Here is a 23,486-nt window from a genome sequence, read left to right on the forward strand (position 1 = left end):
GTCATTGAGGCGGTAAAGGAATCCCCCGCTCCCACCGTATCGACCAAGTTTGCAGGTACTCCGGGTTGTTCAACCATTCCATCTGCATGTGCAAGAATCGCACCCTCTGCACCTTGAGTCATTACCACGAGATCCAATCTGAATTTGGTTCGTAATTCTCCGAGGACCTTTTCATCGCTTTGGGATAATTCAATGCCACAGGCTTGGCAGACCCGATGGAGTTCCTCATCGCTTATCTTTAGGATTGAGCAGAGGGCAATCGATTCACAAATCAGGCCGTCATCAAAAAATGGTGCCCGTAGGTTAATATCGAGTATGCAGGGCGTTTTCTGACCTTTGGCAATGGCAAGGGCCTTACGAATTCCTACACGGGAGGACTGTCCGCGTTGACCGAGGGTACCAAAATAAAGTGCATCTGCTTTTGTCACCATTCTATCAATCTCTTCATTCCATTCCCAATGATCCCAGGCGGCATTTTCTCCAATCGTAAAGGTGGGCAGGCCCTTTTCCGTAAGTTCCACATGAACGACCCCAGTGGGGTAATCCTTCAAAACCTGTACAAGATCGATATTCACTCCGTGTTTCCGGTAAACCTGTAAAAGGGCTTCTCCCCGCTCATCCTCACCTACTCCGCTGACCATATGGACATCTGCGCCCAGACGGGCGGAGTGGCAGGCAAAATTAGCAGTGGCGCCCCCAAAGCGTGGTCCATCGGGAAACAGGTCCCACAAACCATCTCCCATAGCCACGATTCGTGCACTCACTTTTTCAATCCCTTTAAAATCATTTTGGAAACTTGTGCAGCGAGAAGATCGCGACCGGCTTCATTGTAGTGAACATCATTTTCTCCACGCTGGTATTTCGCCCGATCATTTCCAATAACGGAATAAAGATCATTAATAAGAACCCCATGCTTTTTCATGACCGCCCGAGCAGCCTTGTTAAATTCATCTGCCCGTTCGTTCGTGATTACCACTTTCACCTTTCTCTCGGGACCCACACAGGGAGGAGTTGTAACTGCAAAGATAAGCCTGGCACCCGACTTCTTTAACTTACGAACAACCCCATCCAGACTCGTAGCGTAGGTTTGAGGTGTCGACTTATTCTCCTGAGACCAACCGTACCAGTCCCAAAGGCCGAAATTAAAATGAATAAGATTCCATTTTTCATCGCCGATCCATTGCAATACATTTTCATTACCAAATGCCGACCACCGGCAATTGGTTTTGGGACGGTGTACATTGGCTTTCCCATCGAGCAATTTTCGTACCCGGGGGGTATATCCAATCGAAATTGAATCCCCAATGATTAGAACCCTGGGCAATCCCGGATCATCCACCGGATTATCAAAGGGTTTGGAGAAGGGGTCAGGCTCGCCGCATAAAGAGCTTAGGAATGACAGTAAAATTAAAAAACAGAATGATTTATAGGGCATGAAAGACCGTATCAAAAAAGGTACCCGGTGATCAAGTCGAAGCAACCGGGTGCCAACCTGCCCGATAAACCAGGCAGAGCAGACCCGCACCCAAAACAAGATGGGCAGTCTGGGACCATGGGGGTAATCCGGCATAGGCCAATACAATTCCCAATAAAATCTGGCCCAGTACGCAACTGAGAATCCAGGTTGGAAGTAAATCCTTTTTCGATCTTTTCCGGGCAGTCCAAAAAATCCATACACTGAGACCAAGAACCACTAAGGAAAGTGGGCGATGAATGTGATCCACCAATCCGGCATGATCCAGCCAGTTTTCCCGGGCAACACCCTCAGGTTCCTTGGTGAACTCGTCCACCTTCTCACGTACCTGGGTGCCGAGAATGACCTGCAATATAATAAGTCCGTATAAAAGGCGGGTACCGGGAATGATGATACCTTGGGGATGAGGGGAGGACCAGGCCTGAAGACTGATCAACAGCGAAAGGAGGATCATCGCCAGTAACATATGCAGGGTAATCATACCGGGCATCAATTCTGTCTGCACCACGATCGATCCCAGCCAACCCTGGAAAATCACCATAAGCAATGCCACAAGGGATCCGTAAAACAGCCGGGGTTTTAATTTACGCAAGGGAAATGATGCAATAAATGTAGCGATAATAAAGATTCCAATCAGTACCCCGAGGACACGGTTCATGTATTCGATCCACATCTTGGTGGAGTCAAACTTGCTGAGATACTGCTTGCGATCGAGTCTGTCCAAGTAGTAAAGCTCGCCCGCCTCATCCGCTTGGGAAGGAATATCCACCAGTTCCGTGGGGGGTAACCAACACCCCCAGCAGGTCGGCCAATCCGGACAACCCAGGCCGGCACCGGTCGCGCGTACCAGTCCACCCGCAACCACCAGACCAAGGGTGGCCCAAAAGGTAAGAGATACCACTTTATGAAAACGGGACATTTTGTTTAGTATATTTTCTAAAAAGTTAAGGACAAAAAAATGGGTGAAATTGTATCCTTTAATTAGGAAATTTATTTAATAATTAGATTAACTTGCTGCTTTGAATTCCAAATTCTCCCCTTTACAGAAACTTTCCAAAGGTTATCTCCGAGCCCTTGAACGGAACTGATCGAACAGTTGTCACTGGAGCCTGCCTCGATAGCTTTCGTGGAATGAAAAAACAAATCACCCGTCTGTGCCCCCGCACTGGAAAGCATAATTTTTATGGATTTCGAGGTCGTGTACATTTCCTCGATCTCCGTGGCACCGATCGACAGATGAAGGTTGGAACCGACAAGTTTTGGAAAGTCCCCGGTCAATGGGGTAAAGCGAAGGAGCTGGGATCCATTCTTGGGAATATTCTTACCAGTGAAAGAATCGGTTGCGTAGCCTAGCGCTTTATTTTCCCAAAAGTCATAGACTACACAACGGGTTCCGGCAGGAAGACCCGCATCCCCAAAATCGAGGGTTATATCAGCCGATTTATTCTTATCCGAATTGTAAAGATTATAGACCGCAAAATCTCCCCATGTCCGATCCGCAGCAAACCCAAAGATGGTGTTTTTATCCGATTTCCCGAGTGTAAGCAGGCGGGAGTTTTCACGGCTGGCGGGTCGCATAATTTCGTAGTTCCGCCAAACCGCTTGCACATCCGGTTTATTAACCGGCTCGGAAATCATCGCGGTGCCCCCAGTAAGAGCCACGGTGTTGTGCCAGGTTCTCCACATATCAACTCCTTCCGGGGTATGACCCACCCGGCGGGAGGGTAATTTGACATCCAGGTAGGAAACATCCGCATCATTATTCCACCATACCCGGTTGTAAATTTGAAAACGTAAAACTGATTCAAGACAGTGAGCAAAGTGAGCTGGGTGAGAATCTGGCCCGACACGGGCAGCATCGACATAGCCAATCACTCCACGGGTTGGCTGTCCGAGGCAGGATAAAATATACATATCCTCACCAGCTGCATCACGGTACAGAGTGTATAATTCACGAAATGCCTGCAGGCGGGTGAGTTTAGGGTCCACATACCGGTTTCCGATTCCATTAAAATCAATCTTAATGTACCCGTATCCATTATCACGGGCGGTTTCGATTACCTGCCGTAAAAACTTTTTGGACTTCGGATGCGAAGGATTGATCCAATTCGCTCCGGCCGGGTGAAATGGATTAGGGTTCATGAAACTAGATATTCCCTTGGCATTGGACTGAATTGCGTCCGGGTTTGCTTTTTTCCATGGATGTTCCGGGTTGATCATTAATGGGGCAAACCAAACACCGGGAATCATACCAGCCTGACGGACCCGACGGGCGACCCGGGCCATCCCCGATGGAAACTTGGCATTTCCATTCCAGATACCATCCATGATCTGATACCCGTCATCAATTTGTACAATTCCTTTTCCAAAAGTGTTGGGATTTTTTTCAATCGTATCGACTACATCCATCACATGAGCCTCGTCAATTTTAGTGGTCCGATCGTACCAGCTACACCAGCCATAAACCGGTCCTTTATTATTACGAGCCTTGTGGGTGATGGCTACCCAACGGGTCCAAATGTCGGTGTTTGTTTCCGTATCTTCTGCAATTAACAGAATCTCCTCACTCCTACGGGTTTCCCCGGGGCTTACCAAAACCCGATCCATTTGAGCATAGGCCTTGAGTTTTTGGTCACGTACTTCCACCCGGCAATGGGCATCGGCGGGTCCAGCAGGTCCGATCAAAAAACTCTTTTTATTGATCGTGTTCACAAAGAGTCCGACTTCATTACAGCCGCCATTCATCACAGCCAAAGTCTCGGCATGGTTATGTTGCATCAGTGGAGTGATCAACCAATGAGAAGAATCTCCCAATTGTACTTTGCCGGAGCCCGACATAGCATCCAGTATTTCCAAAGAATTAAGATTCAGATCATGTTTGCTTCGGTTATGCAAAAAACCCTGAATTGTAATCGCATGAAAGTCATTCAATTCTTTTATTCGTAAGGTCAATTGGAAAGGAGAACCGTCTTTTCCATAAAGTTTGTCCGTCTGAGTAGCTCGACCAAAAGGAGTCACCACCTCTGTAGTCTTGACTTCTCCACGAAGCGAAAGATCTCTTGTACCAATCCGGTAATTTTTACCATCTGAAGAAAAGACCGCACTCGCACTGGCAGTGATTGTACCGATATCTTTTAATCCGATCGTATAATAATCGGATTTTGTGGAAAACTTTACTTCACCAACAAGTGAGGTAAGAAGGCATGAAATGAGAAGGATTGGGAGTCTGAATAAGGTCATGATTCTGATTATAAAAAGAGACCTATTACTAAACCTCACCCCATTCAAGGCAAGTGATATTAAACTAAGACAGAGACTTCTCGATCAGTTTCTTAGACGCCTTGACTCCGGCAACAGGCTCGAGAGCACTACCCTCCCATTCAATGGCGAGAATTCCTTTATATGCTGACTGCTTAATCATTTTCATAAGACGTGGATAATCAAAATCGGGCTGATTTCCATTTTTGTCAAAGCTGTGCATCTTGCAGGAAACTGTCACGGTATGGGGAAGCATGGCTTTTGTTCCCTTATAGACATTATCCTTCAACTTTCCGAAATCCGGCATTAGTTTGAGGGCGGGGTGTTTCAGCTTGGTGGCGACCTCTGCAAGAAACGCCCCTTTTTGGCTAAGGCTGGAAGCCCCCGGTTCAATTGCAATGGTCAGGTTCTTCTTGGCCGCCTCATCAGCGAGAGGTTTGAGTGCTTCCACACTCGCCTGCAGACCGGCTACTGGATCGGTTCCCGGAGCCTTCAGAAAAACCCGGACCATCGGTGCACCCAATTGAACCGCACGGTCAAACGAAGCGCTTATTTTGGCGGTACTGGCAACCCGTTTTTTAGCGGAAGCGTCAAGGGCACCCGACATCAATAAAAACAAATCAGTACCTGCCTGGTCCGCTTTTTTTCGCATCGTGGCCAAATACTTGGGGTCATCCAATTTATCCTTGGGCAGACCGCCCTCCCAAAGATCAATCGCTTTGATTCCAAATTGATCGACAGTAAATTTGGGGAAATCAAGGGCATCGAGGGAGCCATCCTTCAGTAAAGCACGAAGAGAATATTGAGAAAGACCCAGGGTAAACCTCATTTTTTTATGATGTTTGGCAGTTAAGGAAACTGGAAAGGCAGAACCCGCTAATGCGATTTTACCAGTGCTTTCCAAAAAGGATCGTCGGTTAATTGGATTATTCATGATGTTACTTATCTAGATTTTAACTTCAACCTCAATCATAAATGTGGGGAAATTCGTACTATTTAAACTTATTCCTTTGCCAAAACCTGAAGATTAAAGAATCTGATCTTCTCACTTATGATCATCCTTTCCAACTTAAGTAAAGCATACGGACCGAAAACCCTTTTTTCGCAGGTTTCCCTGCGCTTACAGCGAGGAGAAAAACTCGGTTTGGTTGGACCCAACGGAGCGGGCAAGACCACCCTGTTTTCAATTATTCTTGGTGCCTTGGAGGCGGATGGCGGAAAAGTGGAAAGAGAAAAAGGCAGAACGATTGGATACTTGCCCCAGGAAAGTGCCCCAACCGAAGAGGAAACCGTTATTGAATTAGCCACTGCGATTTCCCCCGCACTTTCAGAAATTCAGAAAACGATAAGGTGCCACCCTCAACCCGAGGATCCAATCAGAATCCAGGCCCTCGAAGAATTTGGGGAATTGGAAGGATTTACCCTTGAAGCACGGGCCAAGAAAATTCTTTCCGGTCTCGCATTCCAGGAAGAAGATTTTGCAAAAACCGCTCGTACTCTTAGTGGGGGATGGATTATGCGGGCCCACTTGGCCCGCCTTTTGGTAATGGAACCCGACCTCTTAATGCTCGACGAACCGACGAACCATCTCGATCTGGAAACCTTGGGCTGGTTTCAAAACCAACTTAAAAGGTACTCCGGGGCCATTCTCACCATCTCTCATGACCGGGCTTTTCTGAACGGAATTTGTGATGGAATTGTGGAGATTGGACATGGTAAACTCCATCGTTACCAGGGAAACTATGATCGTTTCCTTACCCAAAGAGCGGAACGGGAAGCCCAGCATCTTGCTGCCTATCGAAACCAGCAGCGCGAAATTGCTCACCACGAAGATTTCATCCGACGCTTTCGCGCGAAAGCATCTAAAGCCTCACAGGCACAGGCTCGTATCAAGCAACTTGAAAAGATGGAAAGAATTCCGGCACCCGAAGCGGATGCAGAAACCATTTCCTTTCGATTTCCCCAACCCGAAAGAAGTGGTCAACGGGTAGCTACCCTAACCGAAGTAAAACAGGCCTACGGAGATCATGTGGTCTATGAAAACCTGAACCTCGAAGTTGAAAAAGCGGAGAGGATTGTACTAGTGGGGCCGAACGGAGCAGGCAAGTCCACCCTGCTCAAAATTCTTGCTGAGCAGGTTCCGATCGAATCGGGTGAAAGAGAATTAGGGCATCAAGTTAGTGTGGGATACTTTTCTCAACAACGGGTAGATCTCTTAAATTTGGAAAACTCCGTACTGGATGAAGCCATGGAAAAAGTAAAGAGTCAGGTACATACCCAGGATGTCCGTGGAATGCTCGGCACTTTTCTTTTCCGCGGGGATGATGTCTTTAAGAAAGTAAAAGTATTAAGCGGGGGAGAAAAAAGCCGCCTCGCTCTAGTTAAACTTTTACTCTCCCCTCCCAACCTCATGCTTCTGGACGAGCCCACCACTCACTTGGATATGCCCAGTATCGATGCTGTCATTCAAGCCCTGAAGGACTACACCGGTACACTGATTTTTGTCAGTCATGACCTACACTTTATCCGTGCCCTTGCAAAACGAACGATTCGGATTGAATCGGGAAAAAGTACCGATTTCCCGGGAGACTATGATTATTATCTTTGGAAGTCAGGGTCCGCTTCGGAAAAAGGGGGACTGGTAGAAGGACTGAGGGATGCCCGTCCAACTGAGCATTCCACAGGTCCGGGAAAAAACAAGGCAGTCAGTGCCAAGGAAAGGAGACGGATCAATGCGGAGTCTCAAAAAAAGGCACGTCAGGAAAGAAACAAGATGGAGCAGCGGGTGGCCAGGTTGGAAAAAGAAATTTTATCTCTTGAAGAGGAACAGACCGAAGTGAACGAATTACTTGCGGACCCCGAATCCTACAACGATCCCGAAAAAGGCAAAGTATTGAACGAAAAGGCAGCCCGAATTGCCCGCCGCTTAAAAGAGCGAAATTACGAATGGGAAATTGAAGCGGGCAAATTAGGAGAGTTACAAAACAAAAAGACTACTTAACTTTCTTCGTCTCCGGTCCTTTGTTCCAAAGAATATGGGTACCAGATTTACCCGGCACCACAATTTCCTTCCATCCGTCCCCGTCCAAATCAGGTGTATGGATATACAAACCGGTACCCGCCAATCCAGTGTGTAAAACCTCCTTTTTGAAGCTCACTTTTCCATCGTCGCTCAACCGGGGTTGAAAACTGGCAATTACGATCTCGTCCTCGGCTCCCCGGTCCTTTCCACTGTGAGCATAGTAACGTTTCCCGGTAATGATCTCTGGCTGACCGTCTTTGTTTAGGTCGTCCCAGGTAATGGCGTGCAACTGACTAATCTTTTTGTCAATCAAGTGGTGTTTCCAAACCGTTGTCCCATCCTTTCGCGGTTCCAGTTGCTCGTGCCAATAAAGACCATAATTATGACCGTCTCCCCAAATCAGATCATTTCTTCCGTCCCCATTTAAATCCTTCACAAGAATGGGACAACTGGCGTGAGGCAGGGTAAAATCCTTGCGCCATTTCCAGGGCTGTCCCAGTGCATTCTTCGCCGGTCTTTCGTACCACCCCTGCATAAAGACAATATCCTCGTGTCCATCCCCATTAATATCACCGAATCCTTGACCATGCCCGTTTCCAGATTCAGAAACCACATGCTTACTCATTCCCTGCGATGCTTTTTTACCCTTAAATTTCCAGATAAGCATCGGGTTTTTTGAATTCCAACTATTGGCCACATATTCCGGGATTTTATCTCCGTCCATATCCCTAAAAAATATCATTTCATTATGTTTATATCCTGTTTCCACCAATTCATGCTTATGCCAGGCATCCTCCGTGATCAGACCCTCTTTCCCAGGATTCTCAAACCACAGGACCGAAGAAAGTGTAAACTGGCCGGCAATCACATCCAAATCCCCGTCACCATCCACATCGTGCAGGTAATCTCCATTATCCTGCATATAATCCTTTCCAAATGGTTCAATACTTCGAAACTTAATTGGGTCCCAATCTGGATTAAGATAGTAGCGCTCTCCTGCAATGATATCCAAGTCACCATCATTGTCCAAATCCCCCACCGCACAGGATTCAATATTGTCCTTATGTAACAACTGCACATCAAAACGAAGGGCAGCGGACAAAACTAGTGGGAAAAGGAGGAGGGGGAAGAGAAGGTTTTTCATAAGGCAGTTTGTTTAATCAGTTGATAATATAAATGTCGGGGAAAATATTTTCTTACGCAAGTGGATATTAAATTGAAGCTGGTTTTTTATTTTTTGACTAAGCGGGCAATCTTAGTGAATCCGAAAGACCCACAGTCATTAGCAATCAATACCCCTCCATCTGCGGTGACACAGACATCCTCTCCCGCCCAGTCTGAATTTGTCGCTCCATAAATCCCCTCCCATTCCATTTCCCCATTTCCGTCGACCTTTATCAAATAAATCTTCCATTGTCCGGAAGGACCAGAAATATGTCCGGTCTTTTCATATCGCCCGGTCTCATCACCCGTTCCGGCAACTGCCAACCAGCCTCCATCCATCGTTGAACGGGCCCCCCACACCTCGTCATGAATCCATTTCCCCTCGTAACCCCTTGGTTGTCCAAAAAACCGGGTCCAGACGACACCTCCTCTTTCGTCCACCACGGTCAACTCAATATCCCAGTTCTTGCTCAGAGGGCTTTTCTGCGTGTGACCGGCAAGCATGGAATAGCCATTCGCTTTTGTATCAAAGCCCCAGTAAACGGTGTTATAATGCTTCGACCAAAGGACCTTTCCCTGATGATCTAATTTTAAAAGGTGGTATTTATTCGATTCCTCATCCCGGGGGTGGCACATTAATAGACTGCCTCCATCCTTGGTCGCTTTGACACGGTAACCCGAGGAAGCAAACTCCCCCAATTCACGCCTCCATTCCTCCCTTCCAGTCGAATCCGTTTTCAGCACAACTCCTCGGCCCCAGTTCATAAAAGTTCCCTCCGCCAAACCGTCGCGATATCCAGTCACCAAAATTCCTCCCTCTGGAGTGATTGTTAAACCCTCAAATGCATCTTCCGTTCCCATGTTCCATGTTTTTGACCATAAAGTCTTACCCGTATCCGCCTCTACCTGGATCAGGGCCGCATCCCTTCCAAGAGAACCGGCGACAAGATAATTTCCGTCCACTGATTCAGCGACACAGTTTCCTAAATTGTACCCTCGCTTTCCAAATTCTTTTTTCCAAATCAAATTTCCCTGACTGTCAGTCTTGACCAGAAAAATCTTTGCAGTTCGGTCTTCCACGAATCCAGTTTCCCCTACCATTAAAAAACCTAGGTCACTGGTTTGAATTACATAATGCGGATGACTCTCCTCACCACTCCCCTTGTATGTGCGGTGCCATTCAATTCGAGGAGGCGGGCGAGCCATTAAACTCTTACAAATCACTAAACCGAGAAGTACTAAATAATTAATGATAGCCATGCGATTTATAGTTTTCACACTATTTATAACTTTACTACCACAAATCATTCACACTTGAAAATAGGGATTTATAATTTTTGTAGCACGGGGCCACTTATTCTTGAAAATAATAGGTTATTGCTTTTAAGAGAGGAAAGAGTGTGGGTTGATCCCAAAGCTCTCAACCTTAATGACTACACCAAGAACATCAAAGTTCATAATTCTGGGTTCCCTATACTTTACTCAGGGAATTCCAAATGGATTTTTTCGGCATACTGCCCCCGTAGTATTTAGGGAGAGTGGTCTATCTCTTGAGGATATTGCTCTCTTCCTCCCCGCTCTTTATTTGCCCTGGGTGTTAAAATTCCTTTGGTCCATTGTCGTGGAACGTTTTCACTCCAAAAAACAAGGGAAGTACCGGTCCTGGATTATCCCGTTACAAATTCTCACCGCGGGTACGATGGTCGCATTAGCAAACTGGCAGTTCGGCACCTCCCTATCCATTTTCGTTCTCGGGGTCGCTCTTATTAATATTTTCAGCTCCGTGCAGGATGTATCGACCGATGGCTATGCGGTCAAAATTTTGAGTTCCAAGGAGCGTGGATGGGGAAATGCCATACAAGTCGGCTGCTACTGGCTGGGATTTGTTGTCGGCGGGGGATTCATTTTAATGCTGATGAATTCACTTGGATGGAATTTTTTGTTGATCGCCATGGCACTAGTCACCCTTCTCGCCACCATTCCCCTGCTTTTAACTCGACCGGCTAAAAGAGCTCAAAACAAAAAAGCTCCCCAAAGCCCAAACCAATCAATTGGATTATTGAATTTCTTACGACAACCAACTGTTTTTAAACTTCTCACCCTTGTGGCCGCCTTTCGGATGCTCGAGGGCTTTATTCGATCCCTGGTACCCACCATGTTTAAAGACTGGGGAATGGAACTAAATGAAATTGGATTTACTCTCGGTATTGTTGCACCCGGTGCCGCATTGGGCGGTGCCTTAGTTGCGGGCATTCTGGTTACTCGTTTGGGTCGCCTGCATTCGTTACTCCTTTTTGGGAGCATGCAGATCTTATCCGCAGCAGGTTATATGTTTTTAAGTTCGACTGAATTAGTGGACAGCTCTCTGGTTTTCCCTGTGGTAGTGGTCGATCATATGATTTCGGGAATGACCACCGTGGCCTTATTTTCATTAATGATGGACTGGAGCAGAAAAGAACATGGGGGTACCGATTATACCTGCATGGATTGTATCGGTGTATTTGCGATGATGTTTGGAACTGGAATTAGTTACCTAATCGCTCATTATGGCGGCTACACCATGAGTTTTGGCTGTGCAATTCCACTTACTTTACTTTCCTTATTTATTGTTCGCACATTATTTGCTCAAATTCAGAAAGAAAATCACTGGAAGTCTTTACATTCAAATAACTAAATCACAGAAATTGGTTTAGCTCTTACTCAGTTTAAAAAACTGCTCTATTAAAAAGCGGGGTATTACTCATGTCCCCGTACTGTAAAAAACTAGTTGAGATAAGACTGTACCAATAAAGTCTGCAGACGACTGACCTCCACCGCTGAAGTCTTGGCAATAAATCCCCGGGCGTGTGCAAAATGAACATCCGTCTCCTCTGCCAATTCACTGAAATCAAGACGGGCATCATCATTAAATCGACGCATTCCGTACCCCACTCCCCGACTGTCCGGGGAAATAATGGCGAGTACCTCCTCTTCCAGACCAAGTGCCTTAACCTGATATCCAAGGACCCCGGAAGCATCTTCCGGCAGGCCGTCAATCCGGGGAAGGAATAAAGCTTTAAACTCGCTATCCCCCTTCTTTAAGTTCCAGACTTCCGTATGTTGTGATACCATATCCAACCTGGATCGTAGATTGGTGATGAATTCGACCAGGTCTCTCCCAATCATTCGCATCACTTCCCAAATTGGTTCGCCTGGATGGTGTTCAGTTTGAGCGGCAAAATTCTTGAGTAAAGTAATATCAAGCGGAGAATTTAATTTCCCCAGAGTCTCACGATCCATTTCCAACCACTCCGCAGTATCTTTGGGTCCTCGACAATCAAACCACTCCGCCACTTCCAACCATGGACAAAACTCACGGGCATCTTCATAAATTCCCAGATATTGAAGAACGAGAGATAATGCACAGGTCGGAATATGATCGCGGGGAAATTGGTGGTGATCAAAATTCAGTCTCACTGACTCATGCTCCCCCCCCACATCCAGAACGGCAATGCTTTGATCAGCCAGGTCTGAATCAGTCGGTTCCCGTCGAAAAATAGAAACCGGATTATCGTGTAAAAGTACAGAGCAGGCCAGAAAGTCATCCTTATGTGCCCCGCCCGGGTGTGTGATTATGGAAGAAATCATAGGGTGACAACGTGAAGAACAAACGAGGAATGTCGAATCGAAAATGGTATGTTTCCCGGCTTCGACTTCCCGGACGATTCAAGATATCATCATGATCAAAGATCTACTTGTCCCATTCTCCAACTTACTCTATACTTATCCGCTTTGGTCATAATTGGGTGACCCCGGCGTGGTGGTTGGAAATGGTAAAGGTTTCACAATGTGAAAAGCTTCATCATTTTTGATTTCGTTTCGGTTTTCATAAATCTCATTATCTTATCAACTAAATCCTTTTTAAAGTGTTCAATTTAATCTATCGAAAATTCGGGAATCGTGTCCAAGCCAAGGACGACGTCCTTTCTGGTCTGACTGTTGCTCTTGCACTTGTACCCGAAGCAGTGGCCTTCGCCATTATTGCCGGAGTTACTCCAATCATCGGCTTATACGCCGCTTTTATTATCTGCCTGGTCACGGCAGTGATGGGAGGAAGACCTGGCATGATCTCTGGTGCAACCGGTGCGCTCGCGGTAATCATGGTCTCCCTCGTTATCCTCGGGAATGAGAAAGGCGAAGCACTCGGGCTTGGTCCGGACATGGGCACTCAGTATTTATTTGCCACCGTTATTCTAATGGGAATCATTCAACTTGGTTGCGGTGTTCTTAAACTGGGTCGCTTTGTGCGACTTATTCCCCAACCCGTCATGTTTGGCTTTGTCAATGGATTAGCCATTGTGATTTTCGAAGCTCAATTCCCCATGTTTACGGAAAGCCCGACCACCCCGGAGTCTTCCTGGTTGGTTGGAAATGACATGTACCTCATGCTTGGACTCGTCTTCCTGACCATGGGAATCATCCACTTTTTACCCAAGCTTACCACTCAGTTGCCCTCCTCTTTGGTAGCGATTGTCTCCATTAGTTGTCTCGTGATCGGATTAAACCTGGACACACTGGTCGTAAAGGATATGGCGTCTATTGGGGGTGCACTGCCCAGTTTGGTTACCTTTACTATTCCATTCAATTGGGAGACACTTCAATTTATTGCACCCTTTGCCTTCATTCTTGCCGCCGTGGGGCTGATCGAATCTCTAATGACTCTTACTCTGATTGACGAACTGACTGAAACTCGTGGTAACAGTACCCGCGAATGTCTTGGGCAAGGAGCAGCTAATGTGATCACTGGCTTCTTTGGTGGAATGGGTGGTTGTGCAATGATTGGCCAAAGTATTATTAATATTCGCTCCGGCGGACGGGGTCGATTGTCTGGAATTGCCGCGGGTATTTTCCTCCTTTGCTTTATTCTTTTTGCCAGTTCATTAATTGAACGAATTCCCCTCGCCGCCCTGACCGGTGTAATGTTCATGGTGGTAATTGGAACTTTTGAATGGAGTAGCCTTAGGATTCTCAGAAAAATTCCAAAAACCGATGCATTCGTAATTATTTTAGTATCCGCAATTACTGTGATTAGTCATAACCTTGCCCTGGCGGTGATTACCGGAGTGATCGTTTCCGCCCTTGGATTTGCATGGAAGTCCGCTCAGCATATCCACCGATCGAATGAAATGCGAAAGGACGGTACAAAAGTTTATTTCTTACACGGCCCTCTCTTTTTTGGTTCAATTACCGATTTTACTCAGGGATTCGATCCAGCGGAGGATCCCGATGAAGTAATTGTGGATATGATGGACTCAAGGGTGTGGGATCATTCTGGATTGGAAGCGATTCATAAACTGGGTGCTCGATACAAAGCCGCAGGAAAGTCCATTAAATTACAACACATAAGCGGTAACTGTAGTGCACTCCTCAAAAAGGCGGGGAGTATGATTGATGTAATTGTGCTTCCTGATGATCCCAGTTACCATGTTGCCAACCTGATCAAATCGGATCGAATGCCTTCCGCACGAACTTAACTCTCGGGTAAAGATAGGCACGCGCCTACTCAATTAATACCATTCAAACGAATTGAGCTTTAAATCCCCCGTATTGTTTCCCCATGCTTCATGGTTACGAAACATTGTGGGTCCAAGTTCTTCGCCTCCACTGCTTTCCTTAAACGTTCAGGCGGTTCATTCATCGGTTCATCCGTCAAATCCAGGAATGTTCCCCAGTGCATCCCGATCGATCGTTTGCTCGCCACATCAAGGTGAATTTGAACGGCCTCTTCCGGGGTGCAGTGCATATCCTTCATGAACCAACGGGGTGCATAAGCCCCAATGGGGATAAGTGAAAGATCCATCCTACCAAATTTTCTCCCGATATCTAAAAAGTCTTGGGAATATCCGGTATCCCCCGCAAAAAAAAGCTTTTGTTGCGGAGTTTCAATTATCCAACCCGCCCAGAGTACCCGATTAGTATCCCCCAATGCCCGTCGACTCCAGTGTTGAACAGGAACGGCATTCAGTGTCCAATCCCCTACTTGATGACTACCCCACCAATCTAACTCGATTACTCCCTCACTAATTCCAATTTTTTTAAACCAGGCCTTCATTCCAAGAGGAACTAAAAAGACGGGCGGGCTTTTCTTTTGTCGCGCAACAAGGCCGAGCACAGATTTCTTGTCTAAGTGATCATAATGATTGTGCGAAATTACCACTATATCGATAAGGGGTAGATCTGCTAGGGAAATAGCAGGAAGTAGAACACGCTTGGGACCTGCAAAACCAACGGGAGATGCCCGGTTGGTTAAATGCGGGTCCGTAATCAGGTTTACTCCCATGTGCTGCCAAAGAAAAGTCGAATGCCCAATCCAGGTCAGCGTGGACTCGCTTCGATTAGTCTGCAAAAAGGAAATATCTGGTTTATCTTTTTCAAACTCTATTGGTTCCTGAGGCTTTCGGGTGACACGCCAACGGAGGACATCTAATAAACTCTTAGTCATTATTTTTTCAGATAAATAATTATTCTTAAAACCATTCTCGGTATGATGAATTGGCTTTTTTTCGGAAAGATCCCTTGATTGGGCACAGCCAAAAAGAAAAATCAAAAATATTCGAGCAATTACTTGCATGAATACTGACTCTACTCAGAATGATTCCTATCGAGGAAAAAACTCGTAGCGATCCGCTTGCTTACCATCAAGCAGGATAACCTCGTAGTCCATTTTTTCTTTTCCAAATACAACCCGCATCACGTGATGATCGCTCCCTGTCATTCCTGGTGACTGAAGGTACCACCTGTCCGACTTGGGAATCCTTTGGGGCACTCCTAGTCCCCCTTCCCCGACATATACAATACCAGTTGGATCCTTTTTTTCATTACGAATGGGAACGGTTCGTTTAATCACATGTCCATCGGATTCAATAGCGAGGTCGAGGTTAAATTTTTCAAACAAGGGCACCCAAAACTTCTTTGCTTTACCCGGAGTTTTTACCGCGGGCCAGACCGGTCGATGGTACTCGGCCAAAAGCCAGCGAACCTTGGGGCGTAAATCAAAAAGGGTTTTGGCCAACCATGCCTGTTGGTCTCCTCCTGCACTGATCTCACTGTTCAAGGTAATGAGTGCAACCTTAGGCGAAATCATGGTGTGGAAATAATTTTTTCCAGAGCCTCCAGGGGTGTCGAAAATTTCGTCGTACAAAGGACCGCCGTCATGGTTCCCCCGGGTAGGTATGATGGGCAAAACCTTACCAGAATTGGTGACCGTAAGTTCGTGCTGACTAAGCCAGGTTGACCACTGACTCCAGCTTCTTCCACTCACAATGTAGTCTCCACCATGAGCAAAAGCAATCAACTGGTCGTCGTTTGCAGATAAGTCCGCCATAAGCAAATTAACTTGGGCACGGGCCTCAATGCCTGTTCGCGAATCTCCACCGAACAGAAGTCTGAATTCCCGATCATCCGAGGGAGCAGTTCTGAAATGCATGACGGGGGATTTTTTACCGTCCGACTCGACCTCGAAGTGATAGGTCGTGGATGGCTTCAATCCACTGATCCGGGCGTGGTGATAGTATTCTCCTTTGGCTCCGGAGTATGCTCCACTTCGCTGTGCTTCCAAAATCATCCCACCCCCGGTATATTTTCCCTCCGAACGAATTCCATAACGGACCTTATGTTCACTCCCCTTCTTCGCCGTGGTCCAGGAGATCGTAGCGTTGGTCGAGGGTTCCTTGGTCCAGATCACGCGCCACTGAGAAGGTCCGCCCCCCTTGACAGGAGCCAATGATTTCATCCTCTTCTCCACATATTTCTGATCGAGCCAAGGAGTTTCCGAAAAGGCCTTCACAGAGACCAAAGGGGTTAAAATAAGAAGAAACTGAGCAAGTATTTTTATTTTCATGAAGATATTTTTTTGGATTCCAGAGAATTCCAATGGGCCCATAAAAAGAGTGGAACACCCCCATTGCAAATCCTTAATGCCAAGTCATGCCAATGATCCCAACCGTAAGCTGTCATCCGGCTCGTGGCGGTGACAAATCCCCAAACTGCCATCCATAAGGCAATCGTCTTGATTCTTTTTCCAGGCAAAAGGAGGAGAGCGACAAGAATGAAGTCCTGAATGGCAATAATCGGCAAAGCTGATTCCGCAAAGGCCTGTCTCGATGCAGCGATGGTCAAAGCTTCTTCTAGGTCTTGGAAGGATACCGCGGTGAAAACGGGATCACCAAGAAACAAGTTCATCGTGCCAATAATCAAATCGACAAAGGAAGGCTTAAGCCAAAGGGCACACAAACCGTGGCCAACGAAAGTTCCGGCGACTCCCCAGCGTAATAACCACTCCACACGGCGTATATTTCCTTTTTCGGGAAAAGCGGTCAGCAGGAGCAAGGCCAGCGGTGCGGCAAAGCGCACTGCATGCCCCGCCGGATCGGTGGCATGAAAAGGGTTACCCGGATTGATAATCCAGGAAAGAATAGCCACGGAAAAAGACCAAAGTGTAAACAGGCCAAGAATCGAAAAATCAATCCTTCGGGCCATGGAGTGAACGGATGGATTCACGATTCCAAAGATAAGTAAAGCGGTACAGGCAAACCAGATGAAGACTTGAACCGCACGATCAAAGATCGAAACGAAAGGATCACCCATAGAAACGAGGAGGAATGAATTCAACGCCGAGGGTCCGTCCAATTTGGCCGCATAGCCCAAGAATTGAATCAATACCAGAAGTCGCAGAAAAAAAAGGATGCGATTACTCATCACAAACAAATCATGAAGTTTAATAAAGCACTCTTCAAGTTTTAACGGATTGGGTGATGGTGGCATTGGCAAATTGCCAATTCGGTTCTCCAATATCAATATTCGTTCTCGGAGTAGCTCACATTAATATATTTAGCTCTATGCAGGCGACATCCACAGATGTTCATGTGGGGTATTGGGAGCTAGGTTAATTGCTTTGAGCGGAAGGCCCCGATCATTCGTAAGCAGTCCCACTGCTGCATTTGACTCCGAATCGCCTTCTTTGCCCTGCAACCATTCGAGCAGTTTAACCTCAGGATTCTTTTTATTTAGTTCGTTATCTGTACTATCTTTTCAGTTTAAACCAGATCAGTTTGGTTACCCTCTTCAATAATTAAAGAACTTTTTTTGGCTTCAGATTCATCTTTCGAAAATACTAATGGTCAAACTATGGGGGGCTTGATCTTATCATCCACCCTCTGAACATTTTTTTGATTAACTTGGTCAATGGAGAAGATCGAACCAAATTATGGTAACTATTCCGCCTAAAGACATTCCAATTAAATGTGTGATGATCGATTTTTTCATATTTTTTAAATTATAAAAATAGAGAAGGAAGTTGCTGTAAAAGTACTACCCGAGACAATTTTCTTGATTATCCCGTGAAATTATCAATGAATCAACCTTTTCACCTAAACCCCTTCACTCCTGTTTTATCATGGCCATCCAAATCAAAAATAAATCTAAAGTTGAAATCGGTGTCGTTCCGACCCACCTCATGTTTGTCGGCGCACTCGCTCCGGATGAATCCGGAAAGCTCCCACGCACTAACTCGGGTGATTTAAAAATTGTATCCGGCATGCGCCTGCTCTGCCGCACATCTCCGGTAAAACTGAATAATGTGCAGGTCACACTTTTCCCCGGAACCGACAGCAAAGATTTGGATGATATGTTCAAAGGTTTGCGTGCTCTCAAACTCCAGGTCCACCTGATCATGATGGTTGGTGGAGCCAACCCGCTCAACCCCAAGGATGAGGATGCGGTTGTAGAGATGCTCAACTCCGGTCTCGCGGTGGCCAAGAAATATCGGGTCAAGCATGTATCCTCCACCTCCTTTGAGGAATGGCTTTCCGGTAAGAAACTCAAGGGCAAGGCATTTGATAATGCGGTCAAACAAGTCATTAAACTTCACGCCCGCTGCTACAAGGAATCTGCTCTTGAGAAAAGTTCCGTTGTTGCCTGGCACCTCGAATTTTTACGCGGTGTGGAATTTCAGAACTTTACCAATGCAGCCAAAGCCGCAAAGGTGGTCATGGGAATCAATAAAAAGATCAGAAAAAAATTCTTCAAGGTTATGGTCGACGCCGCTCATTGCGGAGATTCCGACTTATCGATTTCAGAAAACGAAAAGGTTATTAAGGAATTGGCCAAAGCCGATGCCCTGGGAATTTTTCATGCCTCTGCTAAAACCACACGGGGATGCCTTACTACGGACGACGGATGGATTGGTGCCCTGCTCGCCGCCTATGCGCCGACCGGAAAATTAAAGCATGTCTTTGTGGAACTCTTTCATCATGAGGACCCTGCACTTGCCCCCTTACGCAAAGCAGTCAAGGGACACGGCGTCAATACAACGGACGGAAGAACCTACAACAAAACCGTGACAGACGGTATCGTTGATGTGGCTCATAGGCTGAACAATTTGGCTGCCCGTAAATTGATCAAAAACTGAAAAGCTTCCATTCTTTAATTAATGAAGTGTTGGCTTTTCCGGCACTTATTATTCCTACTATTTTCAGATTCAATTTTGAAAATAGATAAACTCCTGTAAAAATGATTATTAATCGAAGGAAGCTTCTTGCCTTTGGAGCGGTTGCCACCGGAACCGCTGTACTGGATTCAAAGTCCTACGCCGAAATAAAACCATCCCTTCCATTCCAAGGAAGGGGGTACGACTATAAGCGTCCTGATTTCCCCAAAGGGAGCCGACTCCTTTTTCAGGGTGATTCTATAACCGATATGAAATGGGGCCGGAATGAAAATGACCGTAACCATTACCTCGGGCATAGCTATGTCTTCCTTATTGCAGGTCGCCTTGGAATGGACATGCCAAAAGCAAAGCTTGAGTTTTTGAACCGGGGAATCAGTGGAAACAAAGTATCCGACTTAAAAGCACGCTGGCAAAAAGATGCAATTAATCTCAAACCCGACCTGCTAAGCATCTTAGTGGGAACTAATGATGTGGGGATGGGATTTCGTCACCCGGGCAAGGCAGTTACGCCTGGTGCCTTCGAAAGAGACTACCGCCATATCATTGAAGCCAGTCTCAAAGCCAATCCCCAACTTCGTATCGTTTTGCTCGATCCATTTGTACTCCAATCAGGCAGTCTAAAGAATGAACAAATCTACAAAGTACGGCGAAAAGAAACAGACAAGATGAGAACTGTGGTCTCTCAATTAGCAAAGGATTACCAGACCGCTCATCTTCAGACTCAAGACCTGTTTGATCAGGCAGCCAGTGAGGCCGGACCGGAAAACTGGATCTGGGACGGCATCCATCCCCTCCCCCAGGGTCACGAATTAATTGCCAGGCACTGGCTGGATAAAGTAGCCAACCACTGGCCAAAGGCCTAAATTTTTGAACCATTCAATATGAAAAATTTCATTACCCTTTTATCCTTCATTCTATCCCTATTTGTTGCCGGATCTTTATCCCATGGCCAAACAAAACAATCGATTCCGCACAAACAAGTATGGGACGGAAAAAAAACCTCCTTTCATGGCTTTGATCAGTATAACTTCCCCCTTGAAGGGATTGCCTGTAGAGTGGTGGTTCCCAAGAAAATTGCGGACGGTAAACCCTGGGTTTGGCGGGCACGGTTTTTTGGACATGAACCGCAGTTTGATATCGCCATGCTCAATCGTGGCTACCATGTGGTATACTGCGATGTAAGTGGGCTATTCGGAAATAAGGAAGCCGTGAACAGATGGAATCAATTTTATAATTACCTACGCTTTGAGCACCTATTTTCAGACCGGGCAATCCTCGAAGGGATGTCGAGGGGTGGATTGATCGTGTACAACTGGGCTGCCGCAAATCCGGATAAAGTGGCCGCCATTTATGCCGATGCACCGGTTCTTGATTTTAAAAGCTGGCCCAAGATCAATCCGACTATTCTGAAAGTATACGGTTTTAAAAATGAACAGGAGGCCAAAGCATATAAAAATAACCCGGTGGATAACCTGACTCCGTTAGCCAAGGCAGGCATTCCCATTATTCATGTAGTCGGCATGGCTGACAAAGTGGTTCCGGTAAGCGAAAACACACTGATTGCGGAGCAGAGGTATCAGAAAATGGGAGGCACTTTTAAAGTGATTCGTAAAGAAGGCATCGGCCACCACCCCCACTCTCTCAAAGACCCCGCCCAAATCGTAGAATTTGTAACCACACAGGGTCAGGGATCGGCCAACCTGCCTGCTGAAAAAATTGTTGGAAGAAAAAACTTTATCCTCCGGGGGGATTTCATGAACAGCCGGATTCGTTTTGAACGCAAAAAAGTCGGTCATGTCGCTTTTATCGGTGGCTCTATTACCGAGATGAACGGGTACCGCCCCATGGTATGTGACATGCTTGAAAAACGATTCCCGCAAACAGATTTTACTTTTACCCAGGCCGGAATCAGTTCGACCTGCTCGGATACCGGTGCCTTTCGCCTCGCCCGTGATGTCCTCAGTAAAGGCCCACTAGATATGCTCTTTGTTGAATTTGCGGTGAACGATGACCAGGACGGTCAAAAAACGCTTCAAAATGCACTCAGAGGAATGGAGGGTGTCATTGCCCAAGCCAGGAAACATAACCCCAAAGTCGATATTGTCATGACATTTTTTGCCAATCAAAATATCCTCGATCATCTGGGCAAAAACAAGAATCCACCATCCATCGCTGCACATACAAAGGTAGCTGAACATTACGGAGTCTCCGTTAATCACCTTGCTCAGGAATTATCCGACTTGATCAATGCCGGAAAAATGGATTGGAAAAAATACGGAGGGGTTCACCCAAACCAATACGGGAACACCATGTGCGCATCGATGATTGCAAATTCCCTGCTCGATATTTGGTCCAAACCAATTGCCAAGAATACTCAATCAAAAGCACACCCTCAAGTCAGCCCACTCGATCCATTTAGTTATGTAAGTGGAAGATTTTTAGATTTTGATCCAATTGAAATTGATAAAAATTGGAAAAAAGGGATTCCTGACTGGCCAAAAGAAAATAAGGGTAAAGTACGCTCCCGCTTCCTCGGGGCACCATTCATTTATGCAAATCAAGCAGGTGCCAAACTCAAGGTTAAGTTTAGCGGCACTGCCATTGGCGCCTACATGCTTTCCGGTCCAGACACCGCGATTATTCGATGCACAATCGATGGGAAAGAAAGCAAAGAGATCGACACATTACACCGGCACAGCGGATTTAACTACCCTATGACTGTGATGTTCTTTAACGAGCTAAGCGATAGTGGGCATGTTTTGGAACTCGAGATCCTAAAAAACCGGAAGGGTCGGATTCGGGATGGAGGAGAAGCTCTTAGAGTTATTCACTTTACCGCCAATTAAAAAAGGCTCACCAGTTGGTGAATAATCGAGAGGAATATATACTAACTTCTCAATCTCAAGAATCGTTAAAATCCGGATTGTTACAAGGTACAAACCAGCCCGGACTTCCCATTTATTCGCAAACTTCTAAAGCTTTGCAGATTTAAACATCACAGACTTCTGCGGCATGCCTCAGGGCAAGAGCCTTGTCTTTCCAAGTCGGGATAAATTCCTGGGCCACGTACCCATCGTACCCAGTATTTACGATCGCATTCATCACCCCGGGATAATTGATTTCCTGCTTGTCATCCAGTTCCGCCCGGCCGGGATTTCCCGCGGTGTGATAATGTCCGATTAACTCCTTGTATTGGTTAATACGTCGGATTACATCCCCGTTCATTACCTGTACATGGTAGACATCAAAGAGTAATTTAAAATAATCGGAGCCGATTTTATTAATCATTTGCACACAATGGTCCACATCATCCCCAAAATATCCGGGATGTCCCTTCATCGGATGACTGTCGTCCCGGGAATTTAAATGTTCCAGGCAAAGTGTAATCTTATTTTTCTCAGCAACCGGGAGTACTTTTTTCCAACAGGCTATACAATTCTCCTCCGCCTGTTCATCATCGATCCCCTCCGCTTTCATTCCCGTGAAAGTAATTACCCGCTTGTACCCGGCAGCCGCACACAGCTCGATTGCTTTAGTTAGTTTTTCGATACACTCCGCATGATTGGCCCGATCTACCGGGCCTTTCTTAAATCCATGACTCCCCACCAGCGAAATATCTAGTCCCAGGTCCTTAATCATCGGATAATGTTTGGGGGAAATTCCCTCCATCGCCACCAGACCGACCTCCTTACACAGCCTGGCCAGTTCAGGAGTGGGCATTGGATTGAAGGTCCAACCCATGATGGACTGTTTGATCCGCCCGTTTTTAATCCGAAATTTCGGATTGGCCTGATCCATCGGAGACTGGGCACGGGCAGGTTTCGGAGCGGTCAGTAAGGTACCGGCAATCGCGGTCGATGCGGCCGTTTTAAGAAGGGTTCTTCGGTTGGTTTTCATCATATTTAAGTAGGAAATCTGTTGGCAAGAAGGTTACCAATCAAACTTGAGGAGGTAGCTGCTAATAATCAATAAAATTGCTGAGGTGGCAAGTGGACCGCCACGGGCTACGCCCTCGCGATGACAAGATGCGAAGTGATGCAGTGTGCGGTTCGATTACAACACGCTCTTGTCATTGCAAGGAA

General features: G+C 46.4%; 18 protein-coding genes. 6 read left to right on the forward strand and 12 right to left on the reverse strand.

Annotated features, from left to right (window positions below; genetic code table 11):
• The 5 genes from ACKPQ5_RS08585 to ACKPQ5_RS08605 all read right to left on the reverse strand — a co-directional run.
• On the reverse strand, positions 1-764 hold a 764-nt coding region (locus ACKPQ5_RS08585), incomplete at its 3' end, for a carbohydrate kinase family protein (RefSeq protein ID WP_407678693.1).
• Positions 761-1,570: an SGNH/GDSL hydrolase family protein gene (locus ACKPQ5_RS08590; RefSeq protein ID WP_407678694.1), complete on the reverse strand. Its 810-nt coding sequence runs from the start codon at positions 1,568-1,570 to the stop codon at positions 761-763. The genes ACKPQ5_RS08585 and ACKPQ5_RS08590, both read right to left, overlap by 4 nt.
• Positions 1,467-2,393 (reverse strand): COX15/CtaA family protein, encoded by a 927-nt coding sequence (locus tag ACKPQ5_RS08595; protein WP_407678695.1) that lies wholly within the window; start codon positions 2,391-2,393, stop codon positions 1,467-1,469. Before ACKPQ5_RS08595 ends, ACKPQ5_RS08590 begins: the two co-directional genes overlap by 104 nt.
• 71 nt (positions 2,394-2,464) lie before the next feature.
• The gene (locus tag ACKPQ5_RS08600) at positions 2,465-4,714 is read right to left on the reverse strand and encodes an alpha-galactosidase (protein ID WP_407678696.1); all 2,250 of its coding nucleotides are present in this window, start codon (positions 4,712-4,714) and stop codon (positions 2,465-2,467) included.
• 64 nt (positions 4,715-4,778) lie between these two features.
• Positions 4,779-5,666: a sugar phosphate isomerase/epimerase family protein gene (locus ACKPQ5_RS08605; protein ID WP_407678697.1), complete on the reverse strand. Its 888-nt coding sequence runs from the start codon at positions 5,664-5,666 to the stop codon at positions 4,779-4,781.
• 117 nt (positions 5,667-5,783) lie between these two features.
• Here ACKPQ5_RS08605 and abc-f point away from each other — a divergent pair, with 117 nt between their 5' ends.
• The gene (gene abc-f, locus ACKPQ5_RS08610; RefSeq protein WP_407678698.1) at positions 5,784-7,733 is read left to right on the forward strand and encodes a ribosomal protection-like ABC-F family protein; all 1,950 of its coding nucleotides are present in this window, start codon (positions 5,784-5,786) and stop codon (positions 7,731-7,733) included.
• Here abc-f and ACKPQ5_RS08615 read toward each other — a convergent pair.
• Positions 7,726-8,898, reverse strand: coding sequence for an FG-GAP repeat domain-containing protein (locus tag ACKPQ5_RS08615; RefSeq protein WP_407678699.1), 1,173 nt, complete (start codon positions 8,896-8,898; stop codon positions 7,726-7,728). The two genes, abc-f and ACKPQ5_RS08615, sit on opposite strands and share 8 nt — an antisense overlap.
• Positions 8,899-8,984: 86 nt before the next feature.
• Entirely contained in the window at positions 8,985-10,196 is a 1,212-nt protein-coding gene (locus ACKPQ5_RS08620) for a hypothetical protein (protein ID WP_407678700.1), read from the reverse strand.
• 151 nt (positions 10,197-10,347) lie between these two features.
• On the opposite strand from ACKPQ5_RS08620, the gene ACKPQ5_RS08625 reads away from it, so the two are divergent.
• Entirely contained in the window at positions 10,348-11,592 is a 1,245-nt protein-coding gene (locus tag ACKPQ5_RS08625) for an MFS transporter (RefSeq protein ID WP_407678701.1), read from the forward strand.
• Between the two features lie 89 nt (positions 11,593-11,681).
• Here ACKPQ5_RS08625 and ACKPQ5_RS08630 read toward each other — a convergent pair whose 3' ends face one another.
• Positions 11,682-12,545 carry an MYG1 family protein gene (locus ACKPQ5_RS08630; RefSeq protein ID WP_407678702.1) on the reverse strand — a complete coding sequence of 288 codons (864 nt, stop codon included), beginning with the start codon at positions 12,543-12,545 and terminating at the stop codon, positions 11,682-11,684.
• Positions 12,546-12,823: 278 nt separating this feature from the next.
• On the opposite strand from ACKPQ5_RS08630, the gene ACKPQ5_RS08635 reads away from it, so the two are divergent.
• Positions 12,824-14,431: a SulP family inorganic anion transporter gene (locus tag ACKPQ5_RS08635; RefSeq protein ID WP_407678703.1), complete on the forward strand. Its 1,608-nt coding sequence runs from the start codon at positions 12,824-12,826 to the stop codon at positions 14,429-14,431.
• A 59-nt stretch (positions 14,432-14,490) separates the two neighbouring features.
• Here ACKPQ5_RS08635 and ACKPQ5_RS08640 read toward each other — a convergent pair whose 3' ends face one another.
• Genes ACKPQ5_RS08640 through ACKPQ5_RS08650 form a run of 3 tightly spaced genes read right to left on the reverse strand, consistent with a single transcriptional unit; the run spans position 14,491 to position 17,654 of the window.
• Positions 14,491-15,528 (reverse strand): MBL fold metallo-hydrolase, encoded by a 1,038-nt coding sequence (locus ACKPQ5_RS08640; protein WP_407678704.1) that lies wholly within the window; start codon positions 15,526-15,528, stop codon positions 14,491-14,493.
• A gap of 27 nt (positions 15,529-15,555) precedes the next feature.
• Entirely contained in the window at positions 15,556-16,797 is a 1,242-nt protein-coding gene (locus ACKPQ5_RS08645; RefSeq protein WP_407678705.1) for a fibronectin type III domain-containing protein, read from the reverse strand.
• The gene (locus ACKPQ5_RS08650; protein ID WP_407678706.1) at positions 16,794-17,654 is read right to left on the reverse strand and encodes a hypothetical protein; all 861 of its coding nucleotides are present in this window, start codon (positions 17,652-17,654) and stop codon (positions 16,794-16,796) included. The genes ACKPQ5_RS08645 and ACKPQ5_RS08650 overlap by 4 nt, the downstream gene beginning before the upstream one ends.
• Before the next feature lie 697 nt (positions 17,655-18,351).
• Between ACKPQ5_RS08650 and ACKPQ5_RS08655 the strand changes: the two genes are divergently transcribed.
• The 3 genes from ACKPQ5_RS08655 (at position 18,352) to ACKPQ5_RS08665 (ending at position 22,250) form a co-directional block, all read left to right on the forward strand.
• On the forward strand, positions 18,352-19,365 hold the full coding sequence (locus ACKPQ5_RS08655; RefSeq protein WP_407678707.1) for a hypothetical protein: 1,014 nt from the start codon (positions 18,352-18,354) through the stop codon (positions 19,363-19,365).
• A gap of 101 nt (positions 19,366-19,466) precedes the next feature.
• Complete coding sequence (locus tag ACKPQ5_RS08660) at positions 19,467-20,267, forward strand: SGNH/GDSL hydrolase family protein (RefSeq protein WP_407678708.1); 801 nt, start codon at positions 19,467-19,469, stop codon at positions 20,265-20,267.
• Positions 20,268-20,285: 18 nt separating this feature from the next.
• Positions 20,286-22,250 (forward strand): SGNH/GDSL hydrolase family protein, encoded by a 1,965-nt coding sequence (locus tag ACKPQ5_RS08665; RefSeq protein WP_407678709.1) that lies wholly within the window; start codon positions 20,286-20,288, stop codon positions 22,248-22,250.
• 142 nt (positions 22,251-22,392) lie between these two features.
• Here ACKPQ5_RS08665 and ACKPQ5_RS08670 read toward each other — a convergent pair whose 3' ends face one another.
• Positions 22,393-23,304 carry a TIM barrel protein gene (locus ACKPQ5_RS08670; RefSeq protein ID WP_407678710.1) on the reverse strand — a complete coding sequence of 304 codons (912 nt, stop codon included), beginning with the start codon at positions 23,302-23,304 and terminating at the stop codon, positions 22,393-22,395.
• Positions 23,305-23,486 lie beyond the last annotated feature (182 nt).

Source organism: Candidatus Seribacter sulfatis (genome assembly GCF_964187635.1).
Classification (GTDB): domain Bacteria; phylum Verrucomicrobiota; class Verrucomicrobiia; order Opitutales; family Seribacteraceae; genus Seribacter; species Seribacter sulfatis.